This window comes from Paenibacillus sp. JZ16 (assembly GCF_015326965.1).
In the GTDB taxonomy this organism is placed as follows: Bacteria; Bacillota; Bacilli; order Paenibacillales; family Paenibacillaceae; genus Paenibacillus_AQ.
The window spans coordinates 2,141,659-2,158,015 of record NZ_CP017659.1 but is presented as its reverse complement, the minus strand read 5'-3'; the positions used below and the strand labels follow the sequence as shown (position 1 = coordinate 2,158,015).

Sequence of the window (16,357 nt, the reverse complement as noted above, 5' to 3'; positions counted from 1 at the left end):
CAGGGAAAGAGGCGGCATGCCAAGATACATTCTGTGCTGCTGCCGAAGCGCCTTGGGGGATATGCCATTGGGAGGAACCTGTTATGAGAAACAGAGTAGGGAAGTATGGGTTCAAGTTGATGTCTGCTGTTGTTATTGCTGCAGCCCTGACGGCTTGCCAATCCCAGGATCGGCTGACGATCGCGGAGCCAGGCAACAATCAAACCGGCCAGCCCCCTGTATCGAATGCTGGAGAGACGGCATCAGGAGAGCGCAAACTTACGGTTGTAGAAGGAGCGAGTGGTCCATCCAGTCAGGAAGTGGTTGTGAATCAGACGCACCGGATCGCCTCGTCGAACATTGAGACATGGCTGTCGGAGAATGAGGTCAAGGTGCTTACAACCAAGCTGATCAAGGAAGCGACCGAAACGGAAGAACCGCAATATGCTTATTCCTCCGAAGCAGTGAACGTAAGTACAGGTGAGCGGCGTGAGCTCACGAATCATGAAGAGTCGCATCCAGGCGAACATCTTGTCAAAGAAGAAATCTCGCCGGACGGTAAATATAGTTTTATTCAGAAATGGAGGGATAAGTATAAGGCTGATAATTTCCTGAAGGATCTTAGTACAGGCAGGAGCATACCGGTTAAGGGCGACAATTACATGGAGATCGGAGGGTGGCTGGATACAGACACCTATGTTCTTGCAGCAGGCTCCATGAGCGGCAAAGGCGATATTCGTCTCATTTCAACGGACGGCTCTTATACTACCATAGCTATTGAGGATGAGGATGTTGAAGTCTACAACCAGTTCGGGGCGAGTAAAGGCCGGATCTATTATATCGATGTAAACCAGGTGCTGAAGGTCGTTGAACCGGGGCAATCGAAGCCGGTACAGCTTATTGAAAATGTATGGAGCTTCACCATCTCGCCGGATGGAGAGTACATTGCCGTCTCCACAGCGACCAACACGGAAGGGAACTCAGGCAGCAATTTACTGATCTATGACGCAGCCGGCAGCCTGCAAGGATCCCTTATCGGAAAAGGAAATCTGATTTCTTACCCGTCTTGGTCGCCGGATTCTGCCAGACTAGCTTTTGATGTATATTCGGAGAATGAAAGCGGGATGAACGGAGTGTATGTATTTGATACGGCTTCAGGAAAAGTAAGCTGGATGGCGCCCTATTATTCGGCGGTGCATCCTGCGGCCCATCCGGTCTACCCGCTGACTTGGAGTCCATCTGGAAAAAGACTAGGAATTACGATTGACGATAAAGAAGCGTTGATTGCGACGTATGTCATCGATTTTAAATAAAGATATCGAGCTTCATACTATGACTCATCGACTTGGAAGGTTGGTGAGACAACGAGGGGAATGGATGAAATGAAACCGTTGAAAAAATCAATCGTGGCGGTTGCCGTGCTGGGAATGACGTTAACGGGAGCAGCAGGTGTCTATGCGGGAGCCAACCTGGAGAAAATCTCGGCTTACCTCAATCACAGCATCGGTATCAAAGTGGATGGAGTCGTATATAACACAGGCAAAACATTGACTCCGATCACGTATCAGAATACGACATACCTGCCGGTTCGCGCGATGGCCGATGTGCTGGATGTACCCGTGCAGTACGATTCGAAGAATAACCTGGTGCTGATCGGAAGTAATCCTGGAAACGGTCAGACGACCGAGCTGACCAACGTGAAATACAGTGATGCCGAGCGAAAAGAAATCAAAAGCGCATTCGCCAAATTTGATGGTTTTCAAACGCCGTATGCTCCAACTCAGATGGTAAAAGGCGATGTGTACCAAAAGACAGGCGCATCGGAAGATGGCGTTAACATGTTATTCAAACACATGACGGTATATATCTCCCCAAGAGACTATTCTCATGGATATGACAGCAAATCGGTTACATTGTCCAATGGGGTTAAAGCGAAATGGTATACACCGGATGATACGGACATGCTGGGCTTTCAGATCGATGATCGTTTTGTGACAATCAGCTCACCGGAGCATTCCTTAAGTAGAGCACAGCTGGAGAAGGTTGCTGTAAGTGTTGCCCAATTGAAATAAATATAGAGATAAAAGAGATAAAGATATGGCTTAGATATGAAAAAGGTGAATAGAGGTTAGTACGAGGAAGCTTGCAGGGTGAAAGGAATGCCCTGTGAGCTTTTTTTATTTCGAAAAGCTATCACGCGCATTGATATTTCCTGGGCAATCCAAACTTCCAGTATATGTAAGAATGAGTTTTGGTTTTACTTTGATTTTATAGGAATTTTACGCATAATAGAAACTAAGGGAGATGATTCCACTTTGAATGAAAAGAATATCAGTACGGTTGTTAATGGGGATTTAATTGTTACTCATCTGATAGGGAAGATAAACACGGATGATGTTATTGAATGGTTTAATGGTTTTGAAAATTCATGTCAGCAGTTTATTGGTAAGGGACTGAAATACAAATTGTTGGTGGATAGAAAAGGATATACTCCAAACCACTTCTCCGTTCAAAAAGTATGGAAAGAAAAGTTCTTTAATGACACTATCCTGAATCAAAGCAAGGCCATTGCGTTTCTTCTTGAAGAAGGGGAGATCATGAATTACCTGCAGCAATCCAACACCAAAGAATCCGTTAAATTTTTTGATGATTATGAACAAGCACTCCATTGGTTAAACAACTATCCAAGTTAAAAATTTATGTTGAACCAGTTGCTCTATAGCAACTGGTTTTTTTCTTATGCTCACAGCTTTACGTTGTAGCGAAATTGGCTTGCTTGCAAGCTTCTAACAGCTAAAAAAAAGAAGCAGCATGATCGCCGCTCCTTCTAAAATCCATTAATTACGCTGTAATAACAGGTAACCGCTAATGCTGGATGTTCTTTGGCGGAATACGATTTTGAAACCTACATCATGATCAAGCAAACAGGCTAAGGCAGTTCTTAGCAATGCATTCGGCGTCAAATCAGCTCGGCAAGGAGAAGCATTGCCAATGACACGAGCAGCAACGATTCTGCGCGGGGAACCCGCAACGAGAGGGTTTCTTGCCCAGCTGATTAATACTAAATCCGGCTCTGGAACAGCACGGACACGACCCATTTGAATCACCTCTTTTACTATAGTAGAGTCAGTATATTAAATGATAATCTGCTATGAAGTGTGCACAGTAAAGGCGGAGTTTTTTAAGATCGTGGTTGCAACCCAAACTGACGGAAGGGGAGATGTGGTGTGAATTCTATGAAAATGAAGGACATGATTAATGAGTATGTGAGAGCCTATAATTCTTTTGATATCGAGGGGATGATTGCTCTTCTGCATGAGAAGATCGAGTTCAGAAACATATCAAGCGGATCGATCGACGTGGAGACCAAAGGAATCGAGGAATTTCGAGAGATCGCCGAACAGTCCAAGTCGTTATTCTCCTATCGTTGTCAGACGATCATTGGTTATTCGTTCGAAGATGACAAGACTCAGGTTGCGATCGACTACGAGGGTATTCTTGCTAAAGATCTCCCCAACGGTATGAAGGCCGGCGAGAAGATTCATCTGAAGGGAAAGTCCGTATTTGCGTTTAGAGACGATAAGGTAGCAGTGATAGAGGATCATAGTTGATTGAGCAGTTGGAACTCAGGTGCACCTGAGTTGATCATTCCAAACTGTATTAGCACCACCTCTTGTATTGGTCGGAAGGCAGGAAGAGTTTATCTATAGTTGTTTAATCCCGGAAATAGGGTTCCTCCACATGGTATTATTTGGTTTAGTGTACTGAGAAAAGGGAGTGAGCGAGTGTCAGAAATCAACATCAAACGAAGCAGTCCGGAAGAAGCGCTTGCGGTACGGACGAACCTGATTCAATATAATGCACAGCATATTGCAGAAGATTTGCAGCAGAATTACGAGGAGATCAACTTACATATAAAGAATGAGAATGGTGATATCGCAGGCGGGATCAATAGCGTGTTTTGCTGGAATTGGATTGAGGTCGATATTCTATGGGTGGAGGATCGATCCCGGGGGCGGGGCTACGGTTCAAGATTGTTACAGGAGATCGAGAAGATAGCCAGGGAAAAGAAATGCACCTTCATCAAGCTCAATACGTTCAGCTTTCAAGCGCCACTGTTCTATCAAAAGCATGGATTTCAAGAGATTGCACGTATCGACGATGCCCCAAGAGGGCATCAGCATTATTATTTGATAAAGCATTTGGTGTAGGCATGTATTAAAACCAACAACCATCCAAAGGAGCTTGATATGATTAGATTGCAGCCCATTGATAAGGATAATTGGACCGAATGTATTAAACTGAAAGCGAAGCCGGGGCAAGAAGGCTTTATCGCCTCCAATCTGTATTCGATTGCCCAGTCTCAATTTCTTGAACATTTTGAAGCAATGGCCATTTATAAGGAAGAGACGATGGTCGGATTCGCGTTATATGGCTTGGACTCCGATGACGGGAACTACTGGATTTACCGTTTGATGATCGACGGTAATTTTCAAGGGAAGGGTTACGGTAAAGCGGCTTTGCGAGACATAATTGAAGAAATCCGAAACAAACCTGACCGGACGGATGTCCTTATGATAAGCTTTGATCCGAAGAACGAACAGGCCAGGCAGCTTTATGTCAAAGCGGGTTTTGAGGAGATCGGCGTCATGCCGTGGTCGGAGGGTGAGTCCGTAGCAAAGCTGATGCTGTAAAAAAACCTCAGCCTACAAGTATGCGGAGAGGATGATGCTGATATGAAAATCGTAGTGACTGGCGGCGCCATCATCCGGGATCATCATGGGCGAATATTGCTTCAGAGACGCTCGGATTACGGCAATTGGGGACTTCCCGGTGGCGGTATGGAAGCCGGAGAATCCGTGGAAGAGACGATGAGACGGGAAGTGCTCGAAGAAACGGGGCTGGTCGTCCGCGATCATGAACTCTATGGTGTTTATAGCGGACCCAGAATGCAGTATCGATACCCGGACGGAAACGAGGTCGTGTTTGTCATGTTTATTTTTAACGCGACGGTGGATTTGGAAGGGAAGACGGAGGAGCAGGGCAGAATACTTAATCATCATGATGTCAACAACGAGTCGTTGCAGTTGGAATTCAAGGCATTGCATGAGATTGATCTAGAGGATATCAGCTCTGTGCAAAGACCGGTATTTGAGGATCTGCAAAGCGGGAAGGCACACATTTTAAGAACATGAATCTGTCTTGCATACGATAAAAAAGGAGTGCCTACTGTTTGTGACAGTTGTGCACTCCCTTTTAGTAGCCTATCTAGAGATCGGCTTCATACCCCAATAATTGGGTAAAGTCCTGGAATGTATCAGAATAATAATACATAACCTTAATGTTATTATTGTCATCGGTGGCTTTCTGGCCCTTGCTTCGGATAATGGGAATGAACTCAGCATAGGATGCGCCATTCAAAGCAATTCGAACAGGCTGCTTAGGGTTGCTTAATTGTTCGTAAGTATAAAAGGATGGCTCCCCGTTCATGTTGATCTGCAAGTCGATTTTCTCTGAAGCCTTCACGGCCAGATAGAATTCCGGTACGGAATCGGGATTTACTAAAGCAAAGTCAGCAACCGGACTTTCTCCGTGTCCAGACGGAGATCCCGCATAGATAAAGTTTCTAGTGCCATTCGGGATGAGATCATCTGCCGATGGTTCTCGGACATAGTCGCTGCCATCATAATAATCGTATATGCGATGCAGGATGACCGCGGTTTCGGCTAACGTTACCTTTTGATTCGGACGAAAATGCCCTTTCGCGTCAGGTTTCATGATGCCGGCCTCGGCAAAGCCGAGCAGCGCATAAGCTTTAACGTAATCGAGATCGGAGGCTAAGGAAGGCCCCCATTTTTTGTCTTGCATCAATCCGATTTCGGGTGCCAATGGTTGATAGGCGTACTTCCATTTTTCGTATTGGTTGTAGGAATTGAAATACCTTTTGGGAAGATCTTTGATCTCCCGCAGCCTGGCAATCTCCTCACTTTCCAACACCTCCACAGAATATCCAATATCATCGAACAGCGCATTCAGCGTAATCAATAAGTCCCAGCGTGTTAACACCTTCTCCGGTATAAACTTGAAGGTTTCGTCATGATAATTGATTTTGTCGGCGGCGGCAATTAATCCGCTCGGCGCCGACGGTATGCTGCCGTATACATCTTTAAACATCTGGTAGGAGGGATGTCCATTTGGGACCCCGGGTATCTTGAGGTTCTTATCGCTTTCGACCCGTAAATCGGTAAACAGCCGATGAACCATGAGCGTGAGATCGGACTTGGTTACCATCCTGCCTAAAGTTTTTGTCTTATACTCCATATTCTCAAAGACTCCATGGGATCTCAGGAAATCAACGGATCCATTGGCCCAGGCATATTTGTTTTGACTGGTTTCCGCCGCGCTTGCCATGGATGTCATGCACAACGATAGAATGAGGGTAAAAGATAATAATCGACGCCACCTTTTTAGAAACATGAAATCCTCCTGTATGTATCTATGTATTGGATTAATATTCCTTCATTGTAGACGACAAATTATGACAGGAGCAATGTTTTTATGAGTATATACATAGCAATAAGGAGTTGGCCTGCGCACACTTCTGTTTGAACGTATCGGATGAGGAGAAGAATATCGGAATATCGACCATGAAAGGTATGATTTTGACGGATTTTTTTCAATGTAACCGTTGACATTACGGAACAAAATGGTAATATTTTAAGTCATTAGATATATAGCGGTTAAATTGGTGCCTATTGGCTTCTTTCATGACCATGTAATAACAGATTTCGGCTATCTTGGATAGTGGATGCAATGCAGCCTATGACGGAGGAGGTATGTATGGGAATAGACTGGTATGACATGATCGCACGAAGAAATGGCGGCTACAAAGGAAGAGCGGTGTGTACCGTCGTCGGCCGGTCGGCGGAAGAGGTGTTTGAGGAGCGGTTAGTGGAGATGCTGCCGCAGTTTCAATCGGTGCTGGATGCAGGCTGCGGGCATGGCGAGTTCACGCTCCGGATGTCCAGACATGCTAAGAACATCATTGGTTTTGACAACTCCGCGGAGATGATCCGAATCTCCCAATCCTTACTCGAAAGCAGCGGAATCGGTAATGTGGAATTTGTGTTTGCCACAACGAAGACCGAGTTGCCCTTTCAAGACGCTCAGTTTGATCTCATCTATGACCGCAGAGGGCCCACCTCGATCCTCGAACATCCCAGGATATTAGCTTCAGGCGGCACTATTATCGGCATACATAATGATGTGACTGCCGTACGAAGGCGATTGTCGGAGAATGGCTACATGAATGTCGAGATTGAGGAGTATAATGAAGCGATTACTTACTTCCCGAATGCCCGCGAATTTGCATTGTTTCTGTCGGATGTGCCGGGTAATCCCGATTTCACTTTGCCGGAAATGAAGGGTGAACTCGAGGCCAAGATACGGGAGAATCAGATCGACGGGCAGCTTGGAGTCCGTGAACACAAATACATCTGGAAAGCCATGAAGAAGTGACGTCAAGTCGTTTATCATACCGAAAAAGGAGTGTTGCGTTATGGATCATGAGTTCAACCGGAAGTGGCTGGAGGACAAATTTGAAAACATCCGCAGCCGTACCTTAAAAGTGCTGGTGCAGTTAAACGATGAGCAAGTCAATTGGCGGCCCAACCATTCCAGTCTGAGCATTTCGACGTTGATCAGGCACATCGAAGGCAACATTCAAGAGCGGGTCATGAAAGGGATTCTGCACAAAGACATCACGCGAAACCGGGAGGAAGAGCTGACGCAGGTTTTTGTCAGCCGGGATGATCTGATTCAGATTGTAAAGAATCGGTTTCAGTTCCTGATCGATACGGTAAAATCCATGTCGAGTGCGGACTTTGAACAGGTTCAACAGGTACGCGGTAAAGAACGAAGCAATCTCGACATACTGCATCAATGCGCCACGCATTATTCGGAGCATATGGGTCAAATTTTTTATATCGCGAAGCAGTGTTTGGCGGTTCAATATAAAGCTACATCGATCTAATAAGCAAGTCCCCCTTAGCTGGGGTATCCAGCGATCAAGGGGGACTTTTATTTTACGGTTGACCTGGAGAAGGGACCTGGTGGGTTTCTTTTTTCTGCATCATGCTCGTCAGCGGCTCGGGCTCTCGATACGTGATCGATTCATTAACCCCGGCATCCAGTTGCCCGTTATTGAACTGTACGCCGATAAGATGCGTGCCGGATGGCGCTGAAATGCCCAAAGAGCGTCCGCTGGTGGAGGTTCCGTTCAGGCCCTGATTGTTGCCCGGCGTGAAGACGGCCAGCAGTTGAGACGGTGAGAAATCTTCGCCATCAGCATTATAGTTGGCAAGGAACTGCTCCATGCTCAGGTCGTAACAGCAAGGCTGCTTCTTGATCCAGATCACCTTGGTTTCATTAGGACGGATGATGGTGTCCGTGCTGTAGCGATCCTTCGTAATGGTCCAGCGGTTGGACTTGGATTTGTCGAATGGAAGAGCAGGGTCGTAATAGTAGTAGATTTGATATCCTTCCAGGTCGATTTCCCGATCCGTGGGGTTGTAAATCTCCACATAATTGTAATTTCCTTGCTCGTTCGAGTTAGCGACCACCTCGGTGATGTGCAGGGCGGTGGTTAAGGGCAGCTTAGGTACCGTTTCTTCGGTGGTTTTATTGGATCTTTGCAGGGTACCTTCCATCATGACGGGATAATGATCGCTAGGGTATTGGCCGACTTCATTGTAATTAATAATCTCGCTGTGCAAGACATTCCAGCCCTGGCTGTGCAGAATCCAGTCGATCCGGTTTCCGCTGCCGCCGCCCGTAGGGTCCTTGTAATTATGAAAGGTTCCCAGGTCATCGTTGGTGCGTTTCTTGGCGGTGACATGTCCATCCGACATCCCGTTGCTTGTAAAAATTGAATACGTATCGCTTCCCGGCCGGGTATTGAAATCGCCGGTTACGACAACGGGGATATCCGAGGCAAAAGCCTTCATTTTGTCGACAATGAGTTCGGCGCTCTTCTGCCGGGAAACCTCGGATTGGTGATCCAGATGCGTGTTGACCATATAAAAGGTTTTGCCGTTCTGAAGATCCTGGAAGCGAACCCAGGTTGCCATCCGCGGAATCTGGTTCCCCCAGCTGGCGGAGCTGATCGTCTGGGGCGTATCGGACAGCCAGAAGTGAGACTGTTCCAATGGCTTCAGTCGTTCCGTATTATAAAAGATCGCCATATACTCGCCTAAGCTCCCGCCTTCACGTCCGACTCCAATCCGACCATATCCCGGCAGATCATTCTCCAGATCGAGGATTTGCCGGTGAAGCCCTTCCTGCGTTCCGATGACGTCCGGTTTATGCTCCAGGATGAGATTCTTGGTGACAGGGCGGCGTTTCTCCCAAGGTTGATTGTCATTGGCGGCATAACGCAGGTTGAAGCTCATAACACGCAAAGGCCCAGGCGTTGCTTCCGCGGTACTCCCCAACTCGCCGGAAGGGGAGAGCGACGCCGTCGTCAGAAATGTTAGCATCATGAACAGGCTGGTGATTTTGGGGATTCTCATTAAAGTTCCTCCTTTGTCATGTGCAAGAATTGATTCCTTCTAAAGTGGACGTTAAGTAGATGTATCCTGTCCTCCCTTCCTGATTTGCCCATATCATATCTTATTTTTAGTTGGCTGCGTATTTACAATATTTTAGGTTTTTGCTTTCCTTTTGGGTAATCGTGGAGGAAATGGATGAGTATATCCGGAATATACCATTTAGGATTCGAGGTGATATGGTTTGAAGCCATTGAATTATAGCGCATTGATCTGCTCTTTGATTATCGGGATATCCATCGTAATGGCAAGTTTTATACTTCAGAGGACTGAGGGTGTAAAGTCTGTGCCAGCTGTAACGGATGAAGCCTATTCGATGCAAACGGAAAGCCCATTAATGACTCTTGAACAAACGGCCGAATTCTTGAACCTCACCGAGTCTCAGGTGAAGAGTATCATCTCATCCGAGAATGCGCTAAGAGCGCAGGGTGATTCCGAGGGGGTGCCGTTTCCTTATATAGTGGTGCAAAACGAAATCTACGTTAGCCAAATAGGGCTTATCTCGTGGCTTGAGGGGGCTACGCGGAAAGAAGGATATATTGATCATGCGATTGTTACGATCTAAGACCCTTAATCTCACGTGAAGATGGACAAAGCATGCACTCAACCAGAGGTTGAGTGCATGTTAGCTTACTCTACTTCCGCGTTATGTTTTTTCGTGAGGTTGTTGTGTATAGTAGAGGCATCTCATGGAAAGCGTGGTGTCTGGATTGATGAATCAGGCAAACGGCGTGATTGGTAACAATATTGGCAGGCTGCGAAAACAGCTCGGCATCACACAGGAGCTATTGGCTAACAGACTCGGTGTCAGCTATCAAGCCGTAAGTAAATGGGAGAATGGACAATCTTGCCCGGATATTATACTGATTCCGATACTGGCAGATGTATTCGGGGTCACGATCGATGAGCTTTTTGGCAGGACAGTCCATAACATCGATTTACGAAAAGGACTCGTGCTTGAGTATTTGTTCGACGGCAATGTGAGAGATACCAGCGGGGAGGGACATCATGGGCGACTAGAAGGCGGGAATTATGGCGAAGACCGCTTTGGCCGGAAGGGCGGGGCTTTAGTGTTGGATGGCGGAAGTCATTATGTCCGGATCGATCAACCGCCCATTCTTGTGAATGATGCTTTTTCAGTATCCGTATGGTGTTATTATGATGCACACAAGATCCTCCGTGGATGGCATAGCGCGATTGTCTCGCAAGATGGCCATCACCAGAACCGGGCGATGCAGCTTAGCACGAAGGATGAGTATATTACGTTCCATGGTTTCCTTAGAGAACCGGATCTATCGATGAACACCAAGATCGTGAAGGAGCACTGGTATCATGTGGTTATAACCTATGAGAAATCCCGTTACCGAATGGTTGTCAATGGCCGTCTCGTTGCTGAGCGTACAGGCAGTTTTACACCCTATAATAAAGAACCGATGTATGTAGGTAGAAAATCAACCGATGAACCGTATTTCTTTTTCCAAGGGCGTATCGACGACCTGCGAATCTATAATCGTGCCATGCAGGACCGTGAGATCGAAGCCCTCTATCTTGAAGGTGGTTATAAGCCTGCCCCAATGCCGCATGTGGAGCCTGCGGAGGAGCCCATTCCGGTTCTTGAGGGATTGGACGACATCCGTATGGTCTTTACAAAAGATACCATTGATGCAGCGGCTGACTGGTATACCCGAAATTTAGGATTCAACATATTGATGCAGGAAGAAGGCTTCTATATGTTAACGTTGTACAACAGCCCGAATTTGATATTGGAATGCGTGAAAGCAAGGGAGCTGGAGTCTGGACAAGAGGCATCATTTATATTCAAAACCAATCGGGATATCGTAGAACTGAGCTCTACTTTATCTGCCGCTGGTGCGAGAATTGAGCAAATTCGGGACGAAGGCTTCGCATGGTTTCTGGATTTTATGGATCCTTATGGACAAGCTTGGATCATTATGCGCGAGAAGGGGAGTCATTTGAGTTGAAGTTGTAACAACGTCGCGCGATTGCGCGTTATGTCCGTTAACGGTAGAATGATGTTAAGCAGTTGATATTTCATCCAAGAACCCTCCTCATGGTTAACGCCAAAGGTGGGTTTTGTTTATTTAAGACCATACCTGGAACTTCCCGGGAGGGCGCATCGAGCCTGGGGAAGCTATGTTCGAGGCGGCTATAAGAGAAGTGAAGGAAGAGACAGGATATGATGTGCATTTGACAGGCACTACAGGCGTGTATCCATTCATAAGCAGCTTGAATCACCCTGTGATCATGTTTCATTTTACCGGAAAAGTGGTGGGAGGCTCGCTTCATTTGGGAGCAGGCGAGATTAAGGATGCCCGGTGGGTCACACTGCCTGACATCTTAGCTGATCACAGCATGAAGATCAGGGATGTCGAAGTCATGAGACAGATCGTTGAGAATCTCAATAATGGCGTGCAGCACTCGCTTGAATTGTTTCATCCTTCTTTGCTTCTAACTTCGGGGTCATCGCATATTCATAATGCTTAGCGGATAATTTCGTATTATTTTTTGCTGTGGAACACAGTTCTTTCGTATGGGAAGGATACGATGATGTATCGAGGAGGTAAGGAAGTGGCCAGCATCCGTTTTCCCCTGGGTTCCTTTGAACCGAAGGTGGAGCCGACATTGGAGGAGAGGCAGAGGTTTATACAACAGATACCTTCAATCGTACCGACGCTCCGGCAAATCATAATGAAATGCCCCCTTTCTCAGCTGCTTATGCCTTATCGTGAAGAGGGCTGGAGCATTCAGCAAATCGTGCACCATCTGGCTGATAACGACATGAACGCATACTTGCGATTTAAACGTGCATTGACCGAGGAGGAACCGGTGGCAAACTCGTACCGGGAGGATTTATGGGCTGAACTGAGTGATTACACGGAGGTTCCCATTGAGAACTCGCTTACGCTTCTCGAAACACTTCATTTTCGTTTTCTTATACTGCTTAAGGACTTACAGCCTGAGGATTTCAAAAGAACCATGAGAACTCAAGTGCTCGGCAGCATTACACTGGATATCGCGCTGCAGCGATTCGTGTGGCACAACCAGCATCATATCGCGCAGATAACATCCATATTGAACCGTGAAAACGCGAAGTTACATAAGGAGTGAGCCCAATTGAGCTGGAGATCCAAGTATGCTTATGGAGGCATTGTGTTCAATCAGAATCAAGAGGTCCTCATGAGAAGTCCGCGCGGCCAGTGGGGCGGCTATGTTTGGACCTTCGCCAAAGGCGGTGCTGAATTAAGCGATAGCTCCCCAGAAGAAACCGCAACCCGGGAAGTGTTAGAGGAGACAGGGTATAAATGCAGCATTATCGCAGCCATTCCGGGTGAATATGAATCGGATACATGCTTGACGAAGTATTTTTTGATGAGCCCTGATGGTTGGAGCACCCATCATGATAAGGAAACGCAGGAAATCAAGTGGGTTAGCGTAGAGCAGGCCTTTGAACTGATAGAATTGACAACAACCTTATTAGGTAGACAACGCGATACAGATGCATTAATAAGTGCGATATATACGATGAGGGCATTGATAATAGAGAACAGATTCTAGTTATCCATTTTATTAGGAATCCAAAGGAGCTATCAAACCATGGGAATGTCAGATTACTATAAGGATCTAAGAGAAAAGATCGGAGACCAGTTAATATTCATGCCGTCCGTTGCGGGTATTATCCGTAATGATCAGGATTTTGTTTTATTTGGAAGAAAACATCGCGAAGATGTATGGGGACTTGTGGCCGGTGCCATCGAGCTGGGAGAATCCCCGGCAGAGGCGATGGTTCGCGAAGCGAAGGAAGAAACTGGGCTAGATATCGTGCCTGAACGAATCATTGGGGTATATGGCGGAAAAGAACGCCGATATACGTACAGCAACGGACATCAAGTGGAGTACCTCACGATTGTGTTTGAGTGCCGCATCATTTCGGGAGAGTTGGATCTTGAGAATGACGAGTTTGCTGAACTCGTATTCTTTCCGGAGGATCAGCTGCCACCCACGGCTTTAAAATATCCGGAACATATTTTCTTCAAAACGAATGGAGAGCGGGCTCATTTCTGATAGAAAGCAGGTCCCCTATGACGTTAAAAGCGATAATCTTTGATTTGGATGAGACATTAACGGACAGAAGGTTGGCGATTGACTCGTTTATTGAGCGATTGATTGCCAGGTATTTCCTAGACTCCAATGAAGATGCTCAGTTTAGGATAGCCAAGCGATTTAAGGAAGCCGATCAGAACGGCTACCGGGATAAGCGTGAAGTGTATGAGATGCTGGTCGAGCATCTTCCGTGGGTGAATCCGCCTACGGTCGATGAATACCTGACATTTTTCAGGGAAACCATCCCACTTTGTATCCAGCCGATGGATCAGTTGTTACCCGTACTGCGTCATTTGAAGTCTAAGGGGCTGAGGCTCGGCATCATTACCAATGGAACCGTCCAAGTTCAAGAGGGGAAGATACGTCAATTGGGTATACGCGAGTACTTCGATTCCATCGTGATTTCCGAAGAGGCTGGCGTCAAAAAACCGGATCCCAGGATCTATAGGAAGGCTTTAGATTTGCTAAACGTACGGCCATCAGAGACGTGGTTCGTCGGCGACCACCCGCATAACGATATCATCGGAGCAGCACAATGCGGAATCAAACCCATATGGTTTACGCGAGATGGAAATTGGAACTACTCTGAAGAAATAAAGCCATATCGGACGATACATAAGCTGGAAGAATTGATTCATATTTATACCGAATACCATGAGAATTAGCAATAAGGGTAAAGTCCAGTGTCTTGGAGGTGCAGTAATTGAAGCGATTTAAAAGCGATAATGGACAAAAGCTCGTCTATGAATCCTATGACCGCCTGATGGCAGGATGGACGGTACCTTACGAGCAGCACCATATATCCACCTCGTACGGGATGACTCACGTAATAACGGCAGGTTCATCGGATCTTCCCCCGCTGCTGTTATTGCATGGAACGGGCGATAACGTCGCCATGATGTGGATATATAATGTGGCGGAGTTATCCCGGTATTTCCATATCATCGCCGTGGATAATATCGGAGGTTCGGGAAAAAGCGAGCCGAATGACCGGTATGCGCATGACTTCAATCAGGCAAAATGGTTGGACGAGATCCTTGAGGCGATGAATGTTGACGCAACCTATATTGCCGGCGTATCCTATGGAGCTTATCTGGCCTATCATTACGCCATTGTCAGACCGGATCGGGTAAGAAAAATTGTATGCTTGGCTGGCGGCATTGCCGGAAGTCAATCTGAGCTGATGAGCAAAATGATGCGGGCTTTTCTGCCTGAAGCACTGTTTCCTTCAGAACGGAGTGTGCGTAAACTGCTTCGCAAGCTGTGCGGTACGAATGCAGATGCATTCGAGAACCATCCGGAGCTTATGCAGCACTGGGTCTACTTGCTGAAGTACTTTAACAATCGCTCCATGATGAAACACGCCATTACAATCCATTCGTCTGCCGACATTCAGACTATACGCAGCAAGACCTTGATCGTTATAGGTGAGCAGGATCTGCTTAGTTGCTATCCGAAGGCGGTTGCCAGACTGGAGGCGAATGGGATGCGTTACCGCCTCGTTCCGGGCGTAGGCCATGCGATCAATCACGAGATGCCGGACCTTGTTCATGAAGAGATAATAGGCTTTTGCAGGGAAGCTTGAGGGGAGGGGGATAAACATTGAAGATAAAACGATTCATCTGGCTGTTTATAAGTGCGCTTCTCTGTCTGCTCGTGGTTCTATTCGGGAATGCGATGACACCTAAACTCGGCACGAGTTCGGGGAACGGCAATCCTGCAATTCTGCTGTTCATCCCTCTGAGCATACTTTTTCCTGTGCTGGTGAGTCCGGTATTTTATCGATACATATGAATAATCAATTTTTTAATGTAAACACGTACTTCATGATGATGGCCTTTTCGCTTCTACTGTGCTTTTTGTACAAGTTGATTGAAGGACTCATAAACACAAGTCAAGGAACCTCTGCGGAGAATTAAATCAGTAATCTAGGTGGATAGGAGGAGCATGGTATGTCAACGAACGGGATATACGATAAGCAGGCCGAAGCTTATGAGGCCATGATTAGCAAGCAGCCTGATTTAGCGGGGGTTATTTATGAAAAAAAGCCATTCGAGGGGCTGGATGTACTTGATTTGGGGGCAGGATCAGGGCGATTATCTATGCTGCTAGCTGGAGACGCCAGATCTTTGATATGTACTGACATAGCGCAGCCGATGCTGGATATTTTGGATAATAAATTGTCTGAAGCCTATAATTCTCGTAATTGGACGACCGTAGTCGCTGATCATCGCAGCCTGCCGATTGATTCATCGAGTGTGGATCTGATCGTATCGGGCTGGAGCATTAGTTATCTGGCGGATTCGAGTCATGACGATTGGCGTAAGAATCTTGAACTTGTCATGACAGAGCTGCAGCGAGTATTGAGACCAGGCGGGACGATTGTGATTCTGGAAACGATGGGAACCGGAACGGAGACACCGAATCCTCCCGATTTCTTAACGGGTTATTACGAACAGTTGGAGCATCAATATGGATTTAACCATCAGTGGATTCGAACGGATTATGTTTTTGAAACAGTAGAAGAGGCGCTGGATCACACGGGATTCTTTTTCGGAGAAGAGCTGACGGACAAGATTCAGGCGAACCAATGGTCAACCGTGCCGGAATGCGCGGGGATCTGGTGGAAGCATGTATAGGCTAGGACGGTG

22 protein-coding genes are annotated in these 16,357 nt (G+C 46.7%); 19 read left to right on the top strand and 3 right to left on the bottom strand.

The window, feature by feature from the left end:
• Positions 1–83 precede the first annotated feature (83 nt).
• The 3 genes from BJP58_RS09755 to BJP58_RS09745 all read left to right on the top strand — a co-directional run bounded on the left by BJP58_RS09755 (position 84) and on the right by BJP58_RS09745 (position 2,672).
• On the top strand, positions 84–1,292 hold the full coding sequence (locus BJP58_RS09755) for a WD40 repeat domain-containing protein (RefSeq protein WP_194543753.1): 1,209 nt from the start codon (positions 84–86) through the stop codon (positions 1,290–1,292).
• Positions 1,293–1,361: 69 nt separating this feature from the next.
• Positions 1,362–2,051 (top strand): hypothetical protein, encoded by a 690-nt coding sequence (locus BJP58_RS09750; RefSeq protein ID WP_194543752.1) that lies wholly within the window; start codon positions 1,362–1,364, stop codon positions 2,049–2,051.
• A 78-nt stretch (positions 2,052–2,129) separates the two neighbouring features.
• Positions 2,130–2,672 (top strand): STAS/SEC14 domain-containing protein, encoded by a 543-nt coding sequence (locus tag BJP58_RS09745; protein WP_442953957.1) that lies wholly within the window; start codon positions 2,130–2,132, stop codon positions 2,670–2,672.
• A gap of 144 nt (positions 2,673–2,816) precedes the next feature.
• Here the strand turns inward: BJP58_RS09745 and BJP58_RS09740 are convergent, their stop codons facing one another.
• Complete coding sequence (locus BJP58_RS09740) at positions 2,817–3,077, bottom strand: hypothetical protein (protein WP_194543751.1); 261 nt, start codon at positions 3,075–3,077, stop codon at positions 2,817–2,819.
• A 129-nt stretch (positions 3,078–3,206) separates the two neighbouring features.
• Between BJP58_RS09740 and BJP58_RS09735 the strand changes: the two genes are divergently transcribed.
• From BJP58_RS09735 to BJP58_RS09720, 4 genes are all read left to right on the top strand, one after another.
• The gene (locus BJP58_RS09735; protein WP_194543750.1) at positions 3,207–3,590 is read left to right on the top strand and encodes a nuclear transport factor 2 family protein; all 384 of its coding nucleotides are present in this window, start codon (positions 3,207–3,209) and stop codon (positions 3,588–3,590) included.
• A gap of 174 nt (positions 3,591–3,764) precedes the next feature.
• Complete coding sequence (locus tag BJP58_RS09730) at positions 3,765–4,190, top strand: GNAT family N-acetyltransferase (RefSeq protein ID WP_194543749.1); 426 nt, start codon at positions 3,765–3,767, stop codon at positions 4,188–4,190.
• 39 nt (positions 4,191–4,229) lie between these two features.
• Positions 4,230–4,673, top strand: coding sequence for a GNAT family N-acetyltransferase (locus BJP58_RS09725; RefSeq protein WP_194543748.1), 444 nt, complete (start codon positions 4,230–4,232; stop codon positions 4,671–4,673).
• A gap of 42 nt (positions 4,674–4,715) precedes the next feature.
• Positions 4,716–5,174 carry an NUDIX domain-containing protein gene (locus BJP58_RS09720; protein WP_194543747.1) on the top strand — a complete coding sequence of 153 codons (459 nt, stop codon included), beginning with the start codon at positions 4,716–4,718 and terminating at the stop codon, positions 5,172–5,174.
• A gap of 73 nt (positions 5,175–5,247) precedes the next feature.
• Here the strand turns inward: BJP58_RS09720 and BJP58_RS09715 are convergent, their stop codons facing one another.
• Complete coding sequence (locus tag BJP58_RS09715) at positions 5,248–6,456, bottom strand: S-layer homology domain-containing protein (protein ID WP_194543746.1); 1,209 nt, start codon at positions 6,454–6,456, stop codon at positions 5,248–5,250.
• Positions 6,457–6,819: 363 nt separating this feature from the next.
• Here BJP58_RS09715 and BJP58_RS09710 point away from each other — a divergent pair, with 363 nt between their 5' ends.
• Both BJP58_RS09710 and BJP58_RS09705 read left to right on the top strand, forming a co-directional pair.
• Entirely contained in the window at positions 6,820–7,497 is a 678-nt protein-coding gene (locus BJP58_RS09710) for a class I SAM-dependent methyltransferase (RefSeq protein WP_194543745.1), read from the top strand.
• 40 nt (positions 7,498–7,537) lie between these two features.
• Positions 7,538–8,011, top strand: coding sequence for a DinB family protein (locus BJP58_RS09705; protein WP_194543744.1), 474 nt, complete (start codon positions 7,538–7,540; stop codon positions 8,009–8,011).
• 52 nt (positions 8,012–8,063) lie between these two features.
• On the opposite strand, the gene BJP58_RS09700 is transcribed toward BJP58_RS09705, so the two are convergent.
• Positions 8,064–9,548, bottom strand: coding sequence for an endonuclease/exonuclease/phosphatase family protein (locus BJP58_RS09700; RefSeq protein ID WP_194543743.1), 1,485 nt, complete (start codon positions 9,546–9,548; stop codon positions 8,064–8,066).
• Positions 9,549–9,870: 322 nt separating this feature from the next.
• On the opposite strand from BJP58_RS09700, the gene BJP58_RS09695 reads away from it, so the two are divergent.
• From BJP58_RS09695 to BJP58_RS09650, 10 genes are all read left to right on the top strand, one after another.
• Positions 9,871–10,149, top strand: coding sequence for a hypothetical protein (locus tag BJP58_RS09695; RefSeq protein WP_233355024.1), 279 nt, complete (start codon positions 9,871–9,873; stop codon positions 10,147–10,149).
• A gap of 124 nt (positions 10,150–10,273) precedes the next feature.
• Positions 10,274–11,566 (top strand): LamG-like jellyroll fold domain-containing protein, encoded by a 1,293-nt coding sequence (locus BJP58_RS09690; RefSeq protein WP_233355023.1) that lies wholly within the window; start codon positions 10,274–10,276, stop codon positions 11,564–11,566.
• Between the two features lie 172 nt (positions 11,567–11,738).
• Complete coding sequence (locus BJP58_RS09685) at positions 11,739–12,089, top strand: NUDIX domain-containing protein (RefSeq protein WP_194543741.1); 351 nt, start codon at positions 11,739–11,741, stop codon at positions 12,087–12,089.
• Between the two features lie 84 nt (positions 12,090–12,173).
• Complete coding sequence (locus BJP58_RS09680; RefSeq protein ID WP_233355022.1) at positions 12,174–12,713, top strand: YfiT family bacillithiol transferase; 540 nt, start codon at positions 12,174–12,176, stop codon at positions 12,711–12,713.
• A 6-nt stretch (positions 12,714–12,719) separates the two neighbouring features.
• Positions 12,720–13,160, top strand: coding sequence for an NUDIX hydrolase (locus BJP58_RS09675; RefSeq protein ID WP_194543740.1), 441 nt, complete (start codon positions 12,720–12,722; stop codon positions 13,158–13,160).
• 39 nt (positions 13,161–13,199) lie between these two features.
• A complete protein-coding gene (locus tag BJP58_RS09670; RefSeq protein ID WP_194543739.1) occupies positions 13,200–13,667 on the top strand; it encodes an NUDIX domain-containing protein in 468 nt (155 codons plus the stop codon).
• Between the two features lie 17 nt (positions 13,668–13,684).
• Positions 13,685–14,371 (top strand): HAD family hydrolase, encoded by a 687-nt coding sequence (locus BJP58_RS09665; protein ID WP_194543738.1) that lies wholly within the window; start codon positions 13,685–13,687, stop codon positions 14,369–14,371.
• A 38-nt stretch (positions 14,372–14,409) separates the two neighbouring features.
• Entirely contained in the window at positions 14,410–15,291 is an 882-nt protein-coding gene (locus BJP58_RS09660; RefSeq protein WP_194543737.1) for an alpha/beta fold hydrolase, read from the top strand.
• A 17-nt stretch (positions 15,292–15,308) separates the two neighbouring features.
• Positions 15,309–15,500, top strand: a complete 192-nt coding sequence (locus tag BJP58_RS33580; protein WP_233355021.1) for a hypothetical protein — start codon at positions 15,309–15,311, stop codon at positions 15,498–15,500.
• Between the two features lie 158 nt (positions 15,501–15,658).
• Complete coding sequence (locus tag BJP58_RS09650; RefSeq protein ID WP_194543736.1) at positions 15,659–16,345, top strand: class I SAM-dependent methyltransferase; 687 nt, start codon at positions 15,659–15,661, stop codon at positions 16,343–16,345.
• Positions 16,346–16,357: the final 12 nt, after the last annotated feature.